Raw genomic sequence first — 20,348 nt, forward strand, 5'->3', positions numbered from 1 at the left:
CATGCAGAGCAAAGCGAAGCATCTCGCGTGTTTAGTCTGATTACTAACCTCACATCAGCAAGCGAGATGCTTCGCTCCGCTCTGCATGACGGTCAATGTTAGAGCACATAAAAAAGCCCCCAGCTCAGGCTGGGGGGCTTTTTTATGCCATTAGTAAAACTATCAACCTACGCTACCTGCCGAATTTCGGGCGTGTGGGAGGCTACGTAGCTTACAAAATCGCCTACGGTGCTTAGGGGCACTTCATCGGGAATAGTGATTTTGAAGCTGCGCTCGAGTTCAAGGATAATATCTACTACATCAACCGTGTCGAAGCCAAGCTCACGACTCAGGTTGCTGCCGATACGCAGGCGCGTGGGCTTAATAGCCTTACGCTTGCTGATGATGCGCAGCACTTGCTGCTCAATGGTAGAAGGGACAGAGGTAGATGAGGAAATCATAAAAAGGGGAGGTATACAGAAAGAAGACTGTAAGACCTGAGAAGTGAGATTTAGTTTACCAGGGCGGCTGCTCTAACGTCTCACTTCTCAGTTCTCGTGTCTCAAAGTTTAAGCTTCAGCTAAAACAGGTGGGCGAGTGGCGCGAATTTCTTCCGCGTCGGCGGGGGGCGTTACTGGGGCATCAGGGTCGTTTCCGGTAATCTTAGCCCGGAGTCGTTCGTTGATCAAATACATCACAGGGACTACCACCAGGGTGATAATGGTTGCAAAGCTAAGACCGAAAATTATGGTCCAGGCTAGTGGTCCCCAGAACACCACCGACTCGCCTCCGATGAAGAAGTGTGGCTCAAATGAGTTGAACATCTCATAGAAATCAATATTCAAGCCAATTGCAAGTGGGATAAGTCCTAGAATAGCCGCAGTAGCCGTCAGCACTACCGGATTCAGACGCGTGCGGCCTGCCAAAACGATGGCTTCGCGTAGCGGCATGCCCTGAGAACGAAGCATATCCGTGAATTCGACCAGTAGAATACCGTTTTTCACCACGATACCAGCCAAGGCAATAATTCCTACACCAGTCATTACAATACTCACATTCATACCCGTAATAGCCAGGCCCAGCATTACTCCGATGATGGAGAAGATTACCTCCGTCAGGATAATGATCGGCTTGCTCACCGAGTTGAACTGCGTTACCAGAATAATAAAGATCAGGGCCAAAGCACCCACCGCAGCTATGCCGAGGAAGTCGCTGGTCTCTTTTTGATCTTCCTGCGCACCACCCATCTTAATGGTATAGCCGGCGGGAGTTGGGAAAGCTTTCAGCGCCGTCTCAATCTCGCGCACCACGTCGGGGCCGGTGAAGCCGTTGAGTACGTTCGACGAAATAGTGATTACACGCTTCACGTCTTTGCGCTTAATTCCACCATAGGTAGTGCCGTACTTCACCTCAGCCACCGACGAAATCGGCACCTGACGGATCTGACCAGTAGCATCGCGGAACGTGAGCGGCGAGTTCAGGATGGCGTTCACATCTTCGCGGTAAGGCTTGGCGTAGCGCACCTGAATCGGGTAATCGTCGTCAGCGGTTTTGAATTTGCTGGCTTCGTAGCCGTAGATGGCCGTCCGCACTTCCATACCGATCTGGGCGGTGCTGATGCCTTCGCGGTTGGCCCGCACCCGGTCGATGTTCACAGCAATTTCAGGGTTGCGGTCTTCCAGGTTGGAGCGTAAATCTTCGATACCGCCAATGTTGGCTGAGTCGAGGTAGCTGATCACCTTCTTGGAAAGCTTAGCAAGCTCCGGATAGTCATCGCCGGACACTTCAATGGCAATCGGTTTGCCCGTGGGCGGACCGCTGGCTTCTTGGTCAACTGAAATCTCGGTGCCGGGAATGCCTTTTACCACTTCCCGGATCTTGTCCATGTAAGTAGAGGTGGCCGGACCCGTGCGCTCGCTTAGCTCCTTGAACGCCACGCCTACTTTAGCCAAGTGCGACTGCGATACGCCCGTAGCCGTAGCTTCGCCGGGGTCACCGGCACCTATAGCGACGTTTGAGATAACCGATTCCACGTCGGGGTTATTGCGACCGATGACACCGTAGATACGCTTCTCCAGCTCGCGGGCCACTGAGTCAGTAACTTCTACCCGCGTGCCTACTGGCATTTTCAGGTAGGTGTACACGAACTTAGGATCACCTTTAGGGAAGAAGTCAACTTTAGGCTGGCGGGCGGCAACAGCGAAGAACGAGCCTACAAACAGCACCACCATACTACCCATTACCAGCGCTGGATGGCGAAGTGCCCACGTTACAATGCTCGCGTAGCCATTCTGGAAGCGGGGCAGAATCTTGGTCTGGAAGCCCGCAATCATGTGTACGAACACGAACTTGTTCAGGAAGCAGAGCACGATAACAGTGATCACCAGGTTGCCCACGAAAGGCGAGCCCATCAGGTAACCAATCATCGCGATGAGCAGCAACACACCCATTCCTATCAGGAAGTTCTTATCCAACTTCGGCCGCTCGGCATTGTGATGGTCTTCGCGCTTCATGAACGACACGGCAAACACCGGGTTCATGATGAAGGCCACGATAAGAGAGGCCATCAGCGTCAGAATAAGCGTAACGGGCAGGTAAAACATAAAGCTACCCACGATGCCCGGCCAGAACAGCAGCGGCACGAAGGGCGCTACCGTGGTCAGCGTACCAGCCAGCACAGGCACGAATACCTCCCCAGCCGCGTATTTGGCCGCCTGCTTGGTGGTCATCTCGGGGTGCTCGTGCAGCAGGCGGTGCGTGTTTTCAATAACCACAATCGCGTCGTCCACCACAATGCCCAGCGCGAGCAGGAAGGCGAACAGCACAATCATGTTCAGCGAGAAGTCGAAGGTCGGCAGCAGCACGAAGGCCAGGAACATGGAAAGCGGCACCGACAAGCCTACGAATAAGGCGTTGGTGGTTCCCATGAAGAACATCAGAATCAGCGTTACCAAAAGGAAGCCGATAATGATGGTGTTGATCAGGTCGTGTAGGGTTACGCGGGTGTCGTTGGACGTGTCGCCGGTTACGGTGATGTCCAGTTCCTTGGGCAGCGTCTTCTTCGAGTCGTCGATGATCTGCTTGATCTTGTCGGACGCATCAATCAGGTTTTCGCCTTGGCGCTTTACCACGTTCAAGGTAATAGCAGGCTTGCCATCGAGGCGAGCGTAGCTTTCGCGCTCCTTGAAGGCATCTTCTACCGTTGCGATGTCGCCAAGGCGAACAGCGGCACCATTCAGGTTTTTGATCTGAATGTCGGCAATGTCGGCGGCACGCACATATTGGCCAGCCACACGCACCGCGCGTTTCTGGTTACCTACATCGATAGAACCACCTGATATAGTGATGTTCTCGCCGGCAATAGCCCGCTGAATGTCTGTAAAGCCCAGACGTGAAGCGCGGAGCTTGTTCAGGTCTACGTCTACGTTTACCTGCTGCTCCAAGGCACCAACGATGTCTACACGAGTGATTTCGGGCAGCGCCTCAATCTTGTCCTGGAAGTCATCGGCGAACTTCTTCAACTGAATCACTGACAGATTACCTGCCAGGTTGATGTTCATGATGGGTAGTTCGGAGAGGTTAACCTCCTGCACCGTGGGGGCGTGGGCAGGTCACTGGGCAGTTCCGAAGACGCCTTATCGACGGCGTCCTTGATGAGCTGCTTGGCGTACTGCACGTCCACGTCGGAGCTGAACTCCACGTCTACGATGGCGTAGTCCTGGTTGGAAGTAGAGTTGATTTTCTTCACTCCATTCACCGACTTGATTTCCTTCTCGAGCTGGCGCGTTACCAGGTTCTCGATGTCGGTGGGGGAAGTGCCGGGATATACCGTAGCTACAATAATGCGCGGAATCACGATATCCGGAAACTTCTCCTTGCCTAGCTTGATATAGGCAAACACCCCAGCCACGCACAGCAGCAGCGTGATAATATAAATGCTGGTCTTATTATCAATAGACCAACTGGTGGGCTTGAATTCTTTTTCGATGTCCTGCATGGCTTAACTCCTAACTTCTTACAGGCTTACAACCTGTCCTTCGTTGATATTCTGATAGCCCGCTGAAATAACTTTATCATTGGCGCTCAGGCCGCTGGTTACTTCTACTTCGCCATTATAAGTGGCACCGGTCTTGATGACGCGCTTGCGAGCCACTGGCTGGCTGCCCTTTTGCTCCACCACATATACATAACTATTTTGCTCGTCACGTTGCACCAAATCCACTGGAATTACCGTGGCGTTGGGGCGGTTGTAGTTCAGGATGCGCACAGTAGCTACCATGTTAGGGCGCAGCTGTAGCTTCGACTTGCTATCGAGGCGCAGCTCCGTGGTGAAAGTGCGGCTCGTAGGGTTGATGGAACTGCTCACTACACGCACGGTAGCTGGGAACTCTTGGTTGCCCAAATCGGGAATGGCAACTACGGCCTTGTCACCGGCCTTGATGCTGCCCGAATAGCTTTCCGACACGTCGGCCAGAATTTTGCCCCCCGTACCACTCACAAGGCGCACCACCGGCGTACCTGGTGCTACTACTTCGCCCAGCTTTGGCAGAACTTCATCGGCAGTGCCTGCGAAAGGAGCCGTTACGTTATACAGCTCGCGCTGACGGCCGAGGGTGCTCAGGTTGCGCTGCAGCGCTTCGTAGTTGTTCTTAGCCTGCAAAAACTGAATCTCGGTTCCAATTTTCTGGTCCCAGAGGCGCTTTTGCTTTTCGTACACCACACGGGCCAAGTCCAGGCGGGTGCGCAACTCGGCAATGTTGGATTCGAGTACGCCAGCGTCGATGGTGGCGAGCACCTGACCTTTGCGGACTTGGTCGCCGCGCTGTACGCGCAGGCTAGTGAGCGAGCCGCCTGAGCGGGCCGATACGGTGGCATTCTGGTCGAAATCGACGCGGCCCTGCACCTCTAAGTAGCTCTTAAAGTCGGCGGGTTTTACGTTTAGCACGGATACCGGCACAATCTGCGCAGCGGCGGCAGTAGCGGCACTATCGGCCGGACCAGCTTTGGCTTCCAGAGCGGCAATCTTAGCCTGGTTTTCGGCCTGTTCTTTTTTCAGCGCGGCCAACTCAGCCTGCGGGTCTTTCTGCCCACAGGCAGCTAGCAGCGTTAGGGCAAGAATGGCGGGAGTGATGCTGTATTTCATGAGGGGAAGCGGTTCACTAACTAACTGAAAGGATGAAAAAAGGTGCGGCTGGGGGGCTTTTTTGTGCCCTGACAGGAGCAAAAAAGCCCCCAGCCGCAGCTATGATTATTTGTTGCTCTGATACAGGGTACCGGCAGCCTTATCGAAATCGACTTTAGCTACCAGCGCATCGTAAAGCGAAGTGTAGTAGTTGGTTTGGGCCTGGCGCAAGTCGGTTTCAGCCGTGATTACTTCCAGGTTGGAGCCTACGCCCTCCTGAAACTTGATTTTGGCAACCCGCGCTACTTCCGTGGCTAACTCGAGGTTAGCCTTTTGGTTAGCCAGCACATCGAGCGTGTTTTGCAAGCTGGTTTCGCTCTGGCGGCGCTCTAGGTCAATGCCTTGCTGCAGGGTGGTGAAGCCCTTTTGCACCTGCTCCAGCGCCAGTTTGCCTTGCTGAATAGAGGCGCGCTTGCGGAAGCCATCGAACACCGGTATTTGCAAAGCCAGGCCGTAGTTGCCAAAGCCAAACCAGTTCTGATTCAGGACTTGCCGCCCACTGGGCGTGGTAGCTCTGGAGTTAGGTCCGCGGAAATCAAGCAGCCCGCCCAGGCGCGGATCAGAACCGATGAAGCCGTAGTTAGCAGTAAGGTTGAGCGTAGGCAGATACCCTGCCCGGCGGTTGCGCACGTCGAGCGCGGCCAAGTCGCGCTGAGATTCCAGCACCTGATATTCAATGCGGCGGCTATAATCAAACTCATTGCCGGCGCTTTGCAGGCGGTTGCGCTCCGCTTCTACCACGGCCGCGTCGAGGCGGTCGGTGAGGTTGACGGCCTGGCGCTGGTCCAGACCCATCTGAAACTTAAGCAGGGCCACACTCAGATCAATCAGGCGAGTAGCGTTTTGCTGCTCAATGCGCAGGTTATTAAGCTGTACCTGCAAGCGCTGCACGTCCAGCTTTTCAACAAAGCCTTCCTTAAATGTCTGCTCCGTTTGGTAAAGCAGCGTGTCGAGGCGCTGTACGTTGCGAGCCAGCAACTGTAGCCGCTCACTAGCCACCAAGGTGCTGTAGTAGGCTTTCGATACCTGCTCCACTACCTCAACTTCTGTTTGCTGGCTTTGGCGCACGGCAAGCTTCTCGTATACTTTGGCCGCTTTCAGCCCCAGAAAAACGGAAGCGTTGAACAGGGGCTGCGAAGCATTAACCGCAGCATTGCCCTGGTAGCGCAAGCCAAACGCAAGCGGCTGAGGCCCAGCCGATTCTACCTGCGTGTACGCGGGCTCCAACACCACACTCTGACCGCTTTGCACGTTGCGCAGCTGATCGGGGGTGAGCGTAGTGCCATTGAGCGTGCCCGCTCCGCCCGCAAAGGCGCCAAAATCGACGAGCTGGCGCTGGAGCTTGAAATTGTCCGTCACGCCGCCCCAATGTTGATCTGGGGCAAGCCGCTAGCCTTTACTTCATTCACCCGAGCCGAAGCAATCTGCTCGTTGAGGCGCTGAGATTGGAGAGTCGACTTGTTCTGCAAGGCGTAGTCGATGGCCTGCTGTAAGCTCAGCGCCATGGGCGCACTAGAAGCCGGCGATTGGCCCGTGGAGGGCGTTTGGGCTAGTAATTGGTGCAGCCCTAGAAAGCTCAGCACCACGGCGAGCATTAGAAGGCGAAACGTGTTTTTCATAAAAAGCGGGAAGCAGTATGCGAATCGTTGTTCTTATTCCTGTTCCGTCACCTGACGGTATTCGTTAATCAGCTTGTGGCCCCGGAGCGTAGCCGAACCAATCATAAAGTGCTCGAGGCAAATGCTTTGCACTCGACCTAGATCAAACTGGCGGGGTGGATAGAGTTCAGCGTTGAAGGCTAGTTCTATTTGGGCTAACCGAAGGCGGGAAAGCACTTCTATATCGAGGTCGGCGCGGTAAAGGCCCTCGCTGATACCACGACGTAGGTTGTCGGTAATCATCTCGAGGATAAACTGGTTTTTGTGGTCGACCCACACTTGCCAGGCTTGGGGATGATATTTCTGGAGGTCGTAGAAGATGCTGGGGTGAATGTTGGTCATGAGCTGTTTGCTCCACTCCATCATCTCGAATAGTTCTTCTAGGGCATTGTCGGCTTTGGCAGCCATCCCAGCGCAATCAGCTTCTTCATGCGCTAGAAAGTGAACCATGACGGCATGCACGATCTGATCTTTATTCTCAAACCATTTATAAAGCGTCTTTTTCGACATAGCCAAGTGCGTAGCAATGTCGTCCATCGATACACTCTTGATACCGTTGCGCATGAATAGCGCTTTAGCTGATTGTAAGATGCGGTCTTTGATTTCCATAATTCCGGCACAAAGATACACAGGAAACTTTAACTGAATCCAAAGTTTCCATTAATTTTTTGTGATCTTTTCTCCGGCTATTTTTTAGCTATGCAGACGCTGGGGGGCAAATCTTACTTTACACTTCGCCAACTTTATTTTTCGGGCCGGCAAATTTGCCCCCACGCCTTCCTTTAGGGCGTCGTTTCTACTTTAGCGTACCTTAGGCTTCCCAATTATTTCTCCGCCCTATTTCCTGCTTCCATGAAAATTCGTACCGGCTTCGGCTACGACGTACACCAACTCCGCGAGGGCCTGCCCTTCTGGCTCGGCGGCATTCAGGTGCCGCACACCCACGGCGCCCTGGGCCACTCCGACGCCGACGTACTAATCCACGTTATCTGTGATGCGCTGCTGGGCGCGGCCAATCTGCGTGATATCGGCTTTCACTTCCCCGACACCGACCCGCAGTACAAAGGCATCGACAGCAAGCGTTTGCTGGCCGAAGTGGTGCGCCTGCTCCGTGAGCGCGGCTACAGCATCAGCAACATCGACTCTACCATTTGCCTGGAGCAGCCCAAAGTCAATCCGCACATCCCGGAGATGCAGCGCGTGCTGGCCGAGGTGATGGGCGTTGAGACCGATGACATTTCCATTAAAGCCACCACTACCGAAAAGCTCGGTTTTGTGGGCCGGAATGAGGGCGTTGCGGCTTACGCTTCCGTCCTTATCAGCAAGTCTTAAGAAGCGGTTTTTAGCTGAAAGCAATTTTTTCGCACTTCCTGCGTCATTCCCTTCCCGATTCATTCACTTTTTCCACCCCATGCAGAAAAACACGTTCTACGCCCTGTTGTTGGCGGCCTGCTGCGCTACCTCCGCGGTAGCCCAGGATGCGCCCACCAAGCGTAAAGTCAAAGTAAAGCGCAAGCAGAAGACCGAGGCCCCAACAAAGGAAGGCGCTAACCCCAGCAGTGCCAGCGCCACCACTGCCGCCACCACCGATTGGGCTGCTACCTACGGTCCCACCATCACGCAGGCCGATTTGCGCCAGCACCTCACCATTCTGGCCTCCGACGCTTACGAAGGCCGCGAAACCGGGGAGAAAGGTCAGAAAATGGCCGCTGAGTACATCAGCAAGCAGTTCAAAGATTTAGGTCTGACTGGCCCCGTACAAGGCTCCGACAACCCGTACTTGCAGCACTTTACCATGGTGCGCTCTACCTGGGCCGATGGTGCCACGCTGAAAGTAGGCGGTCAGACGTACAAGTGGCTGACGGATTTCTACGCGGCGGGCACTTCGCCCTTCCAGCAGGAAACCACTATTCAGCCCGTATTTGCCGGCTACGGCATCGAGCAGGAAGGCTACTCCGACTACGCCAGCCTGGGCGACGTGAAAGGCAAAGACCTGATCATTCTGTTGGGTGAGCCGATGAATGCGCAGAAGCAGCCAGTGCTCGGCAAAGATGGCGCGCCCAGCAAGTGGGGCACCGACTACCGCGCCAAATCAGCTCTGGCTACGCAGAAAGGTGCTCGCAGCGTGTTCTTCGTTGACACCGACCCGAACGGCAACTTCACCAAACTGGCTGCTCGCATGGCACCCTACATCAGTCGGCCGAGCATTTCGTTTAAGGAAGCGCCGACCTCGGCTAACCCGCGCGCAGCTACTTTCTTCGTTTCACCGGCCGTGGGGGGCAAAATGCTGGGCACTACTGCCGCAGCGCTCACCCAATATCAGACCTCAGTAGGCAAAGCCGGCAAGCCGGTAGCGGCCACGTTTAAGCCCGCCAAGGTGAGCATCAACGCCGCCAAGAAGTTGGAAGACTTCACGACGGAAAACGTGCTGGGCTACCTGGAAGGCACCGATAAGAAGGACGAGCTGCTGGTGGTATCGGCGCACTACGACCACATCGGTATCATTGACGGCGAGGTAAACAACGGCGCCGACGACGACGGATCAGGCACGGTATCAGTTATCGAAATGGCGCAGGCCTTTACCCAAGCCAAGAAAGACGGCCACGGCCCGCGCCGCAGCATCCTGTTTCTGACCGTGACGGGCGAGGAAAAAGGCTTGCTCGGCTCGGAGTATTATACCGATCATCCGGTATTTCCGCTTGAGAAAACCATTGCTGACCTGAACATTGACATGGTTGGCCGTACCGATAAGGAGCACGAAGGCAAAGGCGACTATGTGTACGTCATTGGCTCCGACAAGCTTTCCTCGGAGCTGCATGCCATCAACGAGGCGGCCAATAAGAAATATACGAACATCGACCTGGACTACCGCTTCAACGACCCGGAAGATCCAAACCGCTTCTACTACCGCTCCGACCACTATAATTTCGCCAAGCACAAGATTCCGGTGGCGTTCTACTTCAACGGCGTGCACGACGACTACCACGCCGCCGGCGACGAGGTAGAGAAAATCGAGTTTCCGAAGATGGAAAAGCGCGCTCAGCTGGTGTTCTACACCGCTTGGGAGCTAGCCAACCGCGACAATCGAATCGTTGTCGATTCAAGCAAGCCTTAATTTTTTAGTTGGTGAAAAGCCCCCGGAGTTTCTCTGGGGGCTTTTTTTGTGATGTTTCAGACTACATGCTGCGCTCGGCTAAGAGTATTCAAAAAGCCTTTTAATGCTTGGATAGCGGACGTAAGACGTAACTTTAAGGTAGAATTCAGAGTTACCAGTTGCTTCCTCTGTTGGCTTCGGCCTACTGCTTATCCTTTTGCCGCCATGACTAAAGTCATTCAATTTCTCGCCGATTCGGAATCCAAAGCATTCGATTTAGAGCATCGGCGCAAGATTCGCTTCAACATTGGCAAGTACAACGCGGCCGTCCAGACAGGCCTTACCTGGTACTACGACCACGAGCTGGCGCGGGAGCGGGCATCGTACCTGAAGGCGAAAGTGATTAACAACCTCGACCAGTATCTGCTGGAGTTTGAGCGCAACTTCACTGAGCGCGGCGGCAAGGTTATCTGGGCCCAGAATGCGGAAGAAGCCTTGTATGAGATTGGCAAAATCATGGCTCGGCGCCACGCCCGCACGGTGGTGAAGGCCAAGAGCATGACCACTGAGGAGATTCACCTTAACAAGTTTCTGGAGAAAAACGGCATCGAGTCGGTGGAGACGGACCTAGGCGAGTACATTGTGCAGCTCAACGGCGAGCGGCCCTACCACATCGTTACGCCGGCCATGCACCTGAGCAAGGCCGATATTGCCGCCATCTTCGTCAAGCACCTCGGCATCGAGCACACCGATGACGCCCAAAAACTCGTGCTCACCGCCCGCCACTTGCTGCGCGATAAGTACACGTCGGCCGAAGTAGGCATTACGGGGGGTAATTTTCTGATTGCTGATACCGGCGCCGTGGCCGTGACTGAGAACGAAGGCAACGCCCGCCTGTCGGCCACGTTTCCGCGCACGCACATTGCCATTGTGGGCATTGAGAAGGTGATTCCAACCATGCAGGACTTGAACTTGTTCTGGCCCTTGCTCAGCACAAGCGGCACCGGCCAGCAAGTGACGGTGTACAACACCATCTATACAGGCCCGCGCCAACCGCTGGAAAAAGACGGCCCCGACGAGATGTTCGTGGTACTCCTCGACAACGGCCGCACCAACCTGCTGGCTCAGCCCGACAAGCGCGAAGCGCTACACTGCATTCGGTGCGGCGCTTGCCTGAACGTGTGTCCGGTGTATAAAAACATCGGGGGCCATACCTACGAGGCCACCTACTCCGGCCCCATCGGCTCCGTGATTACGCCCCACTTATCGGGCATGGCCGAGAACAAGCATCTGAGCTATGCCAGCAGCTTGTGCGGGGCCTGCACGTCGGTGTGTCCGGTGAAGATCAATATTCATAATATTCTGCTCAAAAACCGGCAGCAGAGCGTGGCGGAAGGCCACACGGACAAAGAAGAGCGTATTGCCATTCAGCTATGGATGCGCACTATGAAGAGTCGGCGCTTGCTGAACTTACTGCCCGCAAAAGCCAAAAACTGGGTACTGATGCGCATGCTGAGCCAGGTAGGCTGGAACAAGCGCCGCGATGCGCTGGAGGTGGCGCCTAAGTCGTTTAATAAGATGTGGAAGGAGCGGAAATAAGCTCATTTCTAATAGAGCAGTAATCTTTTATAGTCGCAACCAACCCTGCGAGCTGAACCAGAGTAGAACAGCGGCATACCGGTGTACTATTCTATTTTTATGCTCGATGTAGTATTGCGTGTTCTGGCTTTCGGAGCCGGAGCGGCCTTGGTAGTGTATACCGTGATGGGGGCCATCCGCTCCTTCGTTCTACCGCGTAACGATCTGGTAATCATCAACAAATGGATGTACTGGGTCATTCGGAAGCTATTCACCGCCCTTACCTCCCTATTCAAGACGTTTGCCGCGCGCGACCGGATAATGGCCATGTATGCGCCCGTAAGTTTGGTGGCGCTAGAAATAGTTTGGCTGGTGCTGGTAGCGCTAGGCTACACAGCCATTTACTGGGCCATAGGAGAAGGCTCTTTGATCGACTGCTTTAAATTCAGTAATAGTTCACTGCTTACCATCGGCTCCGAAAAGGCCGACTCATTAGCGGGCGATATCCTGAGCTATTCGGAGGCCACGCTTGGCTTGCTGCTGATTACGCTGCTGATTTCTTATCTGCCGACTATTTATCAGGCTTACTCGCGGCGCGAGTTGGTGGTGGCCCGGCTGGAGCGTCGGGCGGGCACGCCGGTGTCGGCGCTGGGCTTGCTTGTGTGGCTTCAGCGGACCAGTTTGCTCGCAGATGAAGGGCCGCAGTGGGAGCAGTGGGAAGAATGGTGCATGGAGTTGGAGGAAACGCACACCTCTCTGCCCGTCTTGGCTTATTTCCGCTCGCCCCAGCCGGGCCGCTCCTGGGTAACTGCGCTGGGCACCATCCTCGATACAGCAGCCCTGCGCATTAGCACGGTCGATAAGCCCCGCGACGCCCGAATTGAGCTTTGCTTTAAAGCCGGCTGCATTGCCCTTACCCGCATTGCGCGCTTTTTTCAGGAGCGCACCCGTTCGAAGCCGGCTCCTTACCTGGGCCCCACTGACCCCATGCAGAACCCCAGCCATGAGGAGTTTCTCAGGGCTTATGAGCTTTTATCCGAGACAGATGTGCCCGTTGTGGCCGATAAGGAAGCTGCTTGGAATAAGTATCATCTTTTGCGAAGCCGCTACACGCACGCTGTTGAGTACCTGGCTAAGCTCACGATGGCGCCGGCCATTAAGCCCGTTGCTCCCCATAAGGAAGATGTGAAGGAAGCCAATCAATAGAGCATAAAAAAGCCCCCAGAAGCTTCTGGGGGCTTTTTTTATTGACAACTTAACTCAATAATTATTTTCCTCGTCGGGCAGAATATTGATGTCCTGCACCAATACCCGCTGCTCAATCTCGCGGCCGCGGGGCGTGTTGGCCAAGCCGCCGAGAGCAGTTTCCTTATAGCGCGTTTCCATGCTTTGGCCCACTTCACCCAGCGCCATCACGCACTGATCGACGGGAATAACCGGATTGACGCCGGCAATGGCAATCTGGGCGGATGAGAAGGCAATAGCCGCCGCCGAAGCGTTGCGCACCACGCAGGGCACTTCTACCAGGCCCGCCACGGGGTCGCAGATGAGACCCAGCATACATTGAATGGTGATGGCTACGGCCGCGAAGGTTTGCTCTACGTCGCCGCCGAGGCAGTACACAATAGCACCGGAGCCCATAGCCGCCGCACTACCCGTTTCGGCCTGACAGCCACCCACAGCCCCAGCCAACGAAGCATTCTGCTCAATAATCAGGGCAATGCCGGCCGCAACGAGCAAGCCTTCGTGAATCTTGCGGTCGTCGAGCTTATGCAAATCCTGGAGCGTGACCAGTACACCGGGCAGAATACCGGAGGCGCCAGCTGTAGGCGCGGCCACTACCCGGCCCATGCAGGAGTTCACTTCTTTGGCGCCCAATGCTCTGGTAATTAGCTGCTTGAACTCAGGCGACAATACCGTAACCGGCGAGGCGGCAATCTTCTTCGCGCCGTTGTTTACCATGCCCGAGCGGGAAGTCATGTCCTCAGTGAGGCCCGTGTGCACGGCTTCGCGCATCACATCGTAGGCCCGCTGCACGCCAGCCCAGATTTCCTCTTCGGTGCGGCCTTTCTGCTCAATCTCGTAGGCCAGTACGGGCTGATACAGCGCTTCCCCGGTACGGGCGCAATGCGCTTCCCAGCTGGCAAAATCGGTGAATAATAAGGACATGGTGGGTGGGGGGCAAATGTGGGTGGAATCTCGCTGTTTCAACGCGAAACAGAAGCGAGGGGTGCAAAAATCGCGATAATTTCGGCAGCAGCTTCAGCGGCCTTTGCACAAAAAAGCAGCTATCCGATTAAGATAGCTGCTTTTTGAATTTGAGTAATCAGAGGCTACAGTTCTTATGGGCAAAGTCAGGCCTTTTGTGGCTCCTGTACCAGCTGAACTGAGGCCGAATTAATGCACAAGCGCAGGCCGCTGGGGGGCGGTCCGTCGGGAAATACGTGGCCCTGGTGGGCATCGCATACGTTGCAGAGCACTTCCACGCGGGTCATGCCGTAGCTGGTGTCTTTTTTGTATTTGATGGCGTTTTCCTGCACCGGCTGCGTGAAGCTCGGCCAGCCCGTACCCGATTCGAACTTGGTGCGCGAGTCATAGAGGGGCGTGCCACAGCACACGCAGGCGTACAGGCCAGCCTCGTGGGCTTCGCAGTATTCACCACTGAAAGCGCGCTCCGTGCCGTGTTCGCGCGTAACGTGGTACTGCTCAGGAGTGAGCTGGGCCTTCCACTCGGCGTCGGATTTTACTACGCGGCGCTCGGGGGCATATTGCCATTGTTGGCGAGGCGAATGACGTCGTTCCAGGTTTGCATAGTCTTGGGTCTTGCAGTTGGGTTCAGAGAATAGTATTAATGTGCAAACGCCGTGGGTGCCTTGTAAGTTTAATGAGGCCGGCAGCCAATGCGTGCGTAGCAGTGCGGGTAGCTTTCCTGATTTCGCTACAATTAAAATAAGCAGAAAGTGCGGGCACAATGAAACGCGCCATTGATTTTCACGCTACACCTTACGTATGAAAATCTTCACCGCCGCCCAAACCCGCGCCGCCGATCAGGCTACTATTCAATCTGAAGGCATCAGCTCCGAAGCCCTCATGGAGCGCGCCGCCACCGCCTTCACCGATTGGCTTACCGCTCGGCTGTCGCCCAAAGAAGCCGGCGAGATCCTGATACTCTGTGGCCCCGGCAACAATGGCGGCGACGGCCTAGTGGTAGCACGCCGACTGTATGGCCGCGACTACACGGTGCGAGTGGCCGTGTTACCGTCGGAAAATAAGTCGGGTGATTTTCAGCGGAACTTCCAAAAATTGCCCCCCGAGGTCATCGTTACCGAGCTATCAGCCACAAATTTGCTCCCCATCCCGGCGGGCGCGCTTGTAATCGACGCGCTGTTTGGCACTGGCCTGACGCGGCCGCTGGAAGGCTTGGCCGCCGCCGTAGTGCAGCATCTGAACGCCGCGCAGGCGCGGGTGGTAGCCGTGGATATTCCGTCCGGGCTTTTCTCCGATGCGCCCCAACCAGCCGACAGCATCGTAGTGCGGGCCCGGCACACGGTCAGCTTTGAGCTGCCCAAGCTGGCTTTCATGCTGCCTCATAATGCCGAGTACGTTGGCCAGTGGCACGTACTGCCCATTGATCTAGACAAGAAGTTTATCGAGGAAACTGCGACCAAACTTCACTTCCTTGACGCCGCTCTACTAGCCGGACGGCTTCAGAAGCGCGCGCGCTTTGCTCATAAGGGCACCTATGGTCACGCGTTGCTGCTGGCCGGTAGCAAGGGCAAAATAGGTGCTGCGGTGCTGGCCGCGCAGGCCTGCCTACGAAGCGGCGTGGGCCTGCTTACCCTGCGCGTACCGGCTGTGGGCTACGATGTGGTACAAACAGCCGTGCCCGAAGCCATGTGCCTCACCGACCCAGCCGCCGATTTTGTATCTGAGCTACCTGACCTCACGCCCTACTCCAGTATCGGAATCGGGCCCGGCCTGGGCAAAGAAAAAGCCCCCCAACAGGTGCTCGCGCAACTTTTGCGCGAGGCAAAAGTGCCGCTTGTGCTGGACGCCGATGCCTTGAATATATTGGCCGAAAACCGGGAGCTGTTGGCCACGCTTCCCCCCGATTCGCTGCTCACGCCTCACCCTAAAGAATTTGAACGCCTCGCAGGCCCCGCCCGCGACGACTATCATCGGCTCGATTTGCTGCGCGATTTCTGCCAGAAGCATAGGTGCTATACCATTTTGAAAGGCGCAAACACCTGCCTTGGCACGCCCGATGGCACGCTCTACTTTAACAGCACCGGCAACCCCGGCATGGCCACCGGCGGCTCGGGCGATGTACTCACGGGCATCCTCACCGCGCTCCGTGCCCAGCCGCTTTCCCCCCTTGACGCAGCCTTGATTGGTATCTACGCCCACGGCCGCGCCGGCGACTTGGCAGCCCAGGTTACCGGCGAAGCGGGCTTAGTAGCGGGAGATATCGCGCGGTTTATCGGGCCGGCGTTGGAGGAGCTAACAACGAAAGAATCCTTTTAATCAGGTTCGCTAAGTCAGCGCCGAGGAGAGTTCAGGACACCCAATACACCGCCAGAAACTGCACCAGCATCACGCCATCGGCCAACACAGCAAAGTAGTAGTCCGGACGAGTTTCGTCGGCATACCAAATGATGAGGGCGGCCAGCGCTGTGGGAATGGTGAGCACCAACAGATAGAGCAGGGTAACCCCCTGAGGAATAAGCACTCCGGAAATAGCGAGAGCTAACAGCGCTAATACTTTGGTGGATTTTACCCCAAAAATTCCCGGAAACGTGTGTGTGCCGCTCAACAGGTCTTTGGTATAATCCCGAATGTCAAATACAAAAGCCAGGGCCAGAATAAAGAAAAACCGGCGCGCGAAGAGCACGAGCACCACGGGCGCTGTCAGGCTTTTATGCATGTAAAGAGCCGGAATCCAGACGGTGACGGCGGCCCAGACATAGGCAATCAAAAAAACCTTGAGCAGCGGCAAATCGCGGAGGGCGCGCCAGCGGCCTCTAATGCGCACGATGGGCAATGAGTACAGCAGCGAAATGGCGGCCAGATGCGCCAGAAACCCAGTCATTGGCTGCCAGCCATCGAGCCAAAAAAGCCCTCCAGCTACTGCCAGCGCCGCCAAAGCCAGCATAAACAGCTCGCGGCGGTGCTGAATCATCCAAAGCTTGCGGCCCGACAGCACGAGCTGTTGGCGGTGCTTGTAGGGCAGTACGCTGTCGATGTTGTAAAGGAATAGCGTAGCGGCAAAAATCATCACCCCCAACCGTCCCGGAATATGGACGCGCCAGAACAGAAACGTGGCCCACGTAAGTCCCGCCGCCGCCGCCGACACCAGCACGCTGCTGTAAAGCACGGCATCAGTCCACCGCTTCAGGCCAGTGAAGGCGGAAGCAGGAGCAGTAGCCGGCGATTTGTCGATACTATCGTGCATGGCAGCGGGGGCAAGCGGGGGCAAAAAACGCAACGCTCAGCCCCAAAGGTACGGTTCCCTCCTATTTGCCCGTTTCGGCGTAGCTCGCATCCACGGGCTTCGATTCGGGGGAGCCTTTATGGCGCAGAAAAATGGATAAGACCACGATGGAAACGATGGACAGGAACTCGCTCTGCCAGTTTTGCAGCGACTCAAACCAAAATCGGGAGGTTTGCATATAGCCCCATACGCTGACCAGTGGCTCACCCTCATGCGCCTGCTCAATATTGTAGACCTCGGTTCCACCCAAAGCGTGCAGGTACAAGGCGCCCAGAAACAGCAGAAAAAAGGCTAGGCTCAGCGAATTCTGATACAGCTTTAACACCCAGCCGCCACGCTTCACCGCGCTCGGCGCATCCAGCTTATTAGGGTCTGGATCCTGGTCTACTTCTTCTTTCTCGTAAAGCTTTTTCGACTCGGAAGAGCCCCGTTGGCGCAGCCACACAGTGAGCAATACGTACAGAGCCATTTGCAGAAACTCGCTTTCCCAGTTCTCAAAGGTGGCCTCGATGAAGTGGCCCGATTGAACATACTGGCTTAGCGTGAGCGGAGCCAGTTCCATTTGCTTTAGCTCGTCGTTGTAGTCGTGCCACCCTGTAAATAGCTGGCCTACAAGTGTAAGCAAAACTAAAATCGTTACGATAACCGAGAGGCTGTTCTCGTAGAGCCAGCGCCATACTGACGATGCGGGTGGGTGGGTAAGCATACACCGCCTTACGACGGAGCCCTAAAAAAGATAAGCGGTCCGCCGGCAAACTACCAGCGGACCGCTTTACGGCACAGAAATATCCCTTTTTTATAGCTCTACGCCAGCCGGGCGAGGCTTTACGGGCGGTGTGGCGCCGCCCAGTGGAAAGGTATCGTTGTAGAGTTTGATGCTGTCGCCGATGATGCGGTAAGCATCTTCGCGGCCCATAAAGCGCTCCACCGATACTTGCTTGTTCTCCAAAGCTTTATAATCCTCGAAGAAACGGCGCATCTCGCGCAGGGTGTGGGGGGCAAATCGGCGATGTCGTTGAAGTGGTTCACCGAAATATCGTTGGCAGCCACGGCAATAATCTTGTCGTCTTCCTCATTCTGGTCAATCATCTGCATCACGCCAATGACTTTGGCCTCAATGATACACATGGGCACCACATCGACGGAGCAGATAACCAGGATATCAAGCGGGTCTTTATCGTCGCAGTAGGTCTGGGGAATGAAGCCGTAAGCAGCAGGGTAATGCACTGCCGAAAACAGCACGCGGTCCAGCTTAAGCAGGCCGCTGGCCTTATCCAACTCGTATTTGCCTTTCGAGCCCTTCGGAATTTCGATGATGCCATTTACAACGTTCGGAGCGTTATCACCGCGCTCTACATCGTGCCAGGGGTTAAAGTGAGTCATTATTGTGAAAGAGAAAGTAAAATCTTGAAATCAGAAGTAAAACTTTGCCGCTGTTACAAACGCGAGTTATAAAGAAGCAAAAAATTATCAGGCCGCAGGTGCGTACGGATTAGCTGGCATGAAGATGCCGCGAGATGATAAAAAGCTGATTCTAACCATTAAAGCCAGCTTTTAACTTATAACTAACGCAAAACTTCCACTAGTGGCTTCCCCGTACAGCCATCGGGTTCCTGAATACGGAGCCAACTGGCAATTGTAGGTGCAATATCGGTAATAGCAGCCGGAGTGCGCGATTCGCCGTGGCGAACGTGCCAGCCCCAGAACACTAACGGTACATGGGTATCGTAGTTGCCCGACGAGCCGTGGGTAGTGCCTTTGTTAACGGGATAAGCATACGACTCAAGCCAACCTGGCTCTAGTACTACCAGCACATCACCGCTGCGCTTCGGAAAAAAACCATTTTCCAAGAACATCAGCATGCCACTTTCCCAGTGCGATTTCTGCAAATCGTCGGAGGTGATGGCGCGCGTCACGCCCGCAAAGTTCAATACAATATCAGCTACCTCGTCCTGAAACTGACGAAGGTTTTGTTTGCGCTCGGCGATAAGCGGCCGGTTGAGATATACCTGTTGGTTGTCGTAAGCTAGCACCCAATTACCTGCCCCATGACGGCGCTCCAACTCGCGCTGCACCGAGTCGCGCATGATGCGCGGCCCCACTGAGCCAGCGGGAATGCGGTGGCTCCGCAGGAAGTCGGGCGAGTGCGCTGCGCCATGGTCAGCTGACAGGAAAATCAGGGCATTGCCCTTGCCTACTGTTTTATCCAGATACTCCAGCAAACGCTTTATTTCCAAATCTAGCCGCAGGTAAGTGTCTTCCGCCTCAATCGAATTAGGTCCAAACTGGTGACCAATATAGTCGGGCGAGGAAAAGCTCAGGGCCAGAAAATCGGTCACGCCACGCTGGCCCAGCTGCTCCGCCCGAATTGCCTCCATGGCAAAATCTAGGGACAGCGTATTACCGAAGGGGTAGAGCGAATAAGGTCAAGGTTGCGGGCGGCAGCCACGGGGGGCTTTTCACCGGCGGTTTGTAGGGCTGCTTTCGTCTGCGTAGCAGGAGCGGCACTTAGAGAGGGCAAGTCGTGCGGAAACACAGGCTTAGTTTCCCCTCTGAAGGCACTTTCCCAAGGCACATCGTCAGCGGTGCTCTCAGTATATTGAGCAATAGGCAGCAGCGTATTCCAGGGCTTGTCGAGGTACTGAGCCGGCAGGTTCCGTTCGTTAAACTTGGTCACCCACTCCGGCAAACTGTTTTGGTAGAAAGTGCTGGTAATGAAAGCGCCGTTCACGCCATCGTACCAATAAGCACCGGTAGCGGAGTGACCGGCTGGCAGAATGGAGCCCCGGTCCTTGACCGAAACCCCAATCACCTTCGCTTGAAAATTGGTGGCCAACCGCAGCTCGTCCGTAATGGTGCTCGTGAGCATATGACGCGGCGACTGTTGACCAGCCTCAGCGGTTCCGCCCACCGACTGCACCGTTTTATCTTCGGTTACATACGTGGCCCGGCCCGCCTCACGTACGTACCAGTTATTTCCCACAATGCCGTGAACGGAAGGCGTGGTGCCTGTATAAATACTGGCGTGGCCCGGTCCGGTATAAGTCGGCACGTAGTTGTAGTGGGTATTCTCATAGCTAAAGCCTTCACCGAGCAAGCGTTTAAAGCCGCCATTACCATACTTATCCCAGTAGCGATAGAGATAGTCGTAGCGCATTTGGTCTACCACTATGCCTACTACCAGCTTAGGGCGGTCAAGGGGTTTACCTTTTTTCTGGGCAAAAGTCGGCGCTACCAAGGTAATGGCCAGCAACAGGAATAGGCTCTTTTTCAAAACAGTAGCATGTGTAACCGCCTGGCTTCTTGCGGTTGGCGACAAAAGCCAGCGTTTGCGGGCGCAAAGATAGCCGCCCGCACTCGTAATTC

At 55.2% G+C, this 20,348-nt stretch carries 15 protein-coding genes and 3 pseudogenes; 5 read left to right on the forward strand and 13 right to left on the reverse strand.

All coding sequences use genetic code 11. The features are described 5' to 3' along the window. Positions 1–167: 167 nt before the first annotated feature. The 6 genes and pseudogenes from H9L05_RS05225 to H9L05_RS05250 form a co-directional block, all read right to left on the reverse strand. A complete protein-coding gene (locus H9L05_RS05225) occupies positions 168–440 on the reverse strand; it encodes an acyl carrier protein (RefSeq protein WP_187733297.1) in 273 nt (90 codons plus the stop codon). 108 nt (positions 441–548) lie between these two features. Beyond that, positions 549–3,976 (reverse strand): annotated as a pseudogene (locus H9L05_RS05230) (efflux RND transporter permease subunit). A gap of 18 nt (positions 3,977–3,994) precedes the next feature. Continuing rightward, positions 3,995–5,122, reverse strand: a complete 1,128-nt coding sequence (locus H9L05_RS05235; protein WP_187733298.1) for an efflux RND transporter periplasmic adaptor subunit — start codon at positions 5,120–5,122, stop codon at positions 3,995–3,997. Positions 5,123–5,227: 105 nt separating this feature from the next. Then, a complete protein-coding gene (locus H9L05_RS24810; RefSeq protein WP_187733299.1) occupies positions 5,228–6,520 on the reverse strand; it encodes a TolC family protein in 1,293 nt (430 codons plus the stop codon). After that, positions 6,517–6,780 carry a TolC family protein gene (locus H9L05_RS24815; protein ID WP_187733300.1) on the reverse strand — a complete coding sequence of 88 codons (264 nt, stop codon included), beginning with the start codon at positions 6,778–6,780 and terminating at the stop codon, positions 6,517–6,519. The genes H9L05_RS24810 and H9L05_RS24815 overlap by 4 nt, the downstream gene beginning before the upstream one ends. 33 nt (positions 6,781–6,813) lie before the next feature. Next, positions 6,814–7,428, reverse strand: a complete 615-nt coding sequence (locus H9L05_RS05250; RefSeq protein WP_187733301.1) for a TetR/AcrR family transcriptional regulator — start codon at positions 7,426–7,428, stop codon at positions 6,814–6,816. 243 nt (positions 7,429–7,671) lie between these two features. Between H9L05_RS05250 and ispF the strand changes: the two genes are divergently transcribed. The 4 genes from ispF to H9L05_RS05270 all read left to right on the forward strand — a co-directional run bounded on the left by ispF (position 7,672) and on the right by H9L05_RS05270 (position 12,697). Then, positions 7,672–8,151 carry a 2-C-methyl-D-erythritol 2,4-cyclodiphosphate synthase gene (ispF, locus tag H9L05_RS05255; protein WP_187733302.1) on the forward strand — a complete coding sequence of 160 codons (480 nt, stop codon included), beginning with the start codon at positions 7,672–7,674 and terminating at the stop codon, positions 8,149–8,151. A gap of 79 nt (positions 8,152–8,230) precedes the next feature. Beyond that, a complete protein-coding gene (locus H9L05_RS05260; protein ID WP_187733303.1) occupies positions 8,231–9,934 on the forward strand; it encodes a M28 family peptidase in 1,704 nt (567 codons plus the stop codon). A 204-nt stretch (positions 9,935–10,138) separates the two neighbouring features. Then, the gene (locus H9L05_RS05265; RefSeq protein WP_187733304.1) at positions 10,139–11,512 is read left to right on the forward strand and encodes a LutB/LldF family L-lactate oxidation iron-sulfur protein; all 1,374 of its coding nucleotides are present in this window, start codon (positions 10,139–10,141) and stop codon (positions 11,510–11,512) included. Positions 11,513–11,593: 81 nt separating this feature from the next. After that, positions 11,594–12,697: a hypothetical protein gene (locus H9L05_RS05270; protein WP_187733305.1), complete on the forward strand. Its 1,104-nt coding sequence runs from the start codon at positions 11,594–11,596 to the stop codon at positions 12,695–12,697. Between the two features lie 54 nt (positions 12,698–12,751). Here the strand turns inward: H9L05_RS05270 and sdaAA are convergent, their stop codons facing one another. Continuing rightward, positions 12,752–13,660, reverse strand: coding sequence for an L-serine ammonia-lyase, iron-sulfur-dependent, subunit alpha (gene sdaAA / locus H9L05_RS05275; protein WP_187733306.1), 909 nt, complete (start codon positions 13,658–13,660; stop codon positions 12,752–12,754). A 185-nt stretch (positions 13,661–13,845) separates the two neighbouring features. Further along, positions 13,846–14,303 (reverse strand): annotated as a pseudogene (gene msrB / locus H9L05_RS05280) (peptide-methionine (R)-S-oxide reductase MsrB). Between the two features lie 197 nt (positions 14,304–14,500). Between msrB and H9L05_RS05285 the strand changes: the two are divergent. Next, positions 14,501–16,015 carry an NAD(P)H-hydrate dehydratase gene (locus H9L05_RS05285; RefSeq protein ID WP_187733307.1) on the forward strand — a complete coding sequence of 505 codons (1,515 nt, stop codon included), beginning with the start codon at positions 14,501–14,503 and terminating at the stop codon, positions 16,013–16,015. 31 nt (positions 16,016–16,046) lie between these two features. On the opposite strand, the gene H9L05_RS05290 is transcribed toward H9L05_RS05285, so the two are convergent. The 5 genes and pseudogenes from H9L05_RS05290 to H9L05_RS25860 all read right to left on the reverse strand — a co-directional run bounded on the left by H9L05_RS05290 (position 16,047) and on the right by H9L05_RS25860 (position 20,256). Beyond that, positions 16,047–16,943, reverse strand: coding sequence for a UbiA prenyltransferase family protein (locus tag H9L05_RS05290; RefSeq protein ID WP_187733308.1), 897 nt, complete (start codon positions 16,941–16,943; stop codon positions 16,047–16,049). Between the two features lie 61 nt (positions 16,944–17,004). Beyond that, positions 17,005–17,688: a DUF6766 family protein gene (locus tag H9L05_RS05295; RefSeq protein ID WP_187733309.1), complete on the reverse strand. Its 684-nt coding sequence runs from the start codon at positions 17,686–17,688 to the stop codon at positions 17,005–17,007. Between the two features lie 90 nt (positions 17,689–17,778). Beyond that, positions 17,779–18,365: pseudogene (locus H9L05_RS05300) on the reverse strand (inorganic diphosphatase). 182 nt (positions 18,366–18,547) lie between these two features. Further along, positions 18,548–19,360: an alkaline phosphatase family protein gene (locus H9L05_RS25855; protein ID WP_317175113.1), complete on the reverse strand. Its 813-nt coding sequence runs from the start codon at positions 19,358–19,360 to the stop codon at positions 18,548–18,550. An 8-nt stretch (positions 19,361–19,368) separates the two neighbouring features. Further along, the gene (locus tag H9L05_RS25860; RefSeq protein ID WP_317175114.1) at positions 19,369–20,256 is read right to left on the reverse strand and encodes an alkaline phosphatase family protein; all 888 of its coding nucleotides are present in this window, start codon (positions 20,254–20,256) and stop codon (positions 19,369–19,371) included. Positions 20,257–20,348 lie beyond the last annotated feature (92 nt).

This window comes from Hymenobacter qilianensis, from assembly GCF_014489555.1.
GTDB classification, from domain to species: Bacteria; Bacteroidota; Bacteroidia; order Cytophagales; family Hymenobacteraceae; genus Hymenobacter; species Hymenobacter qilianensis.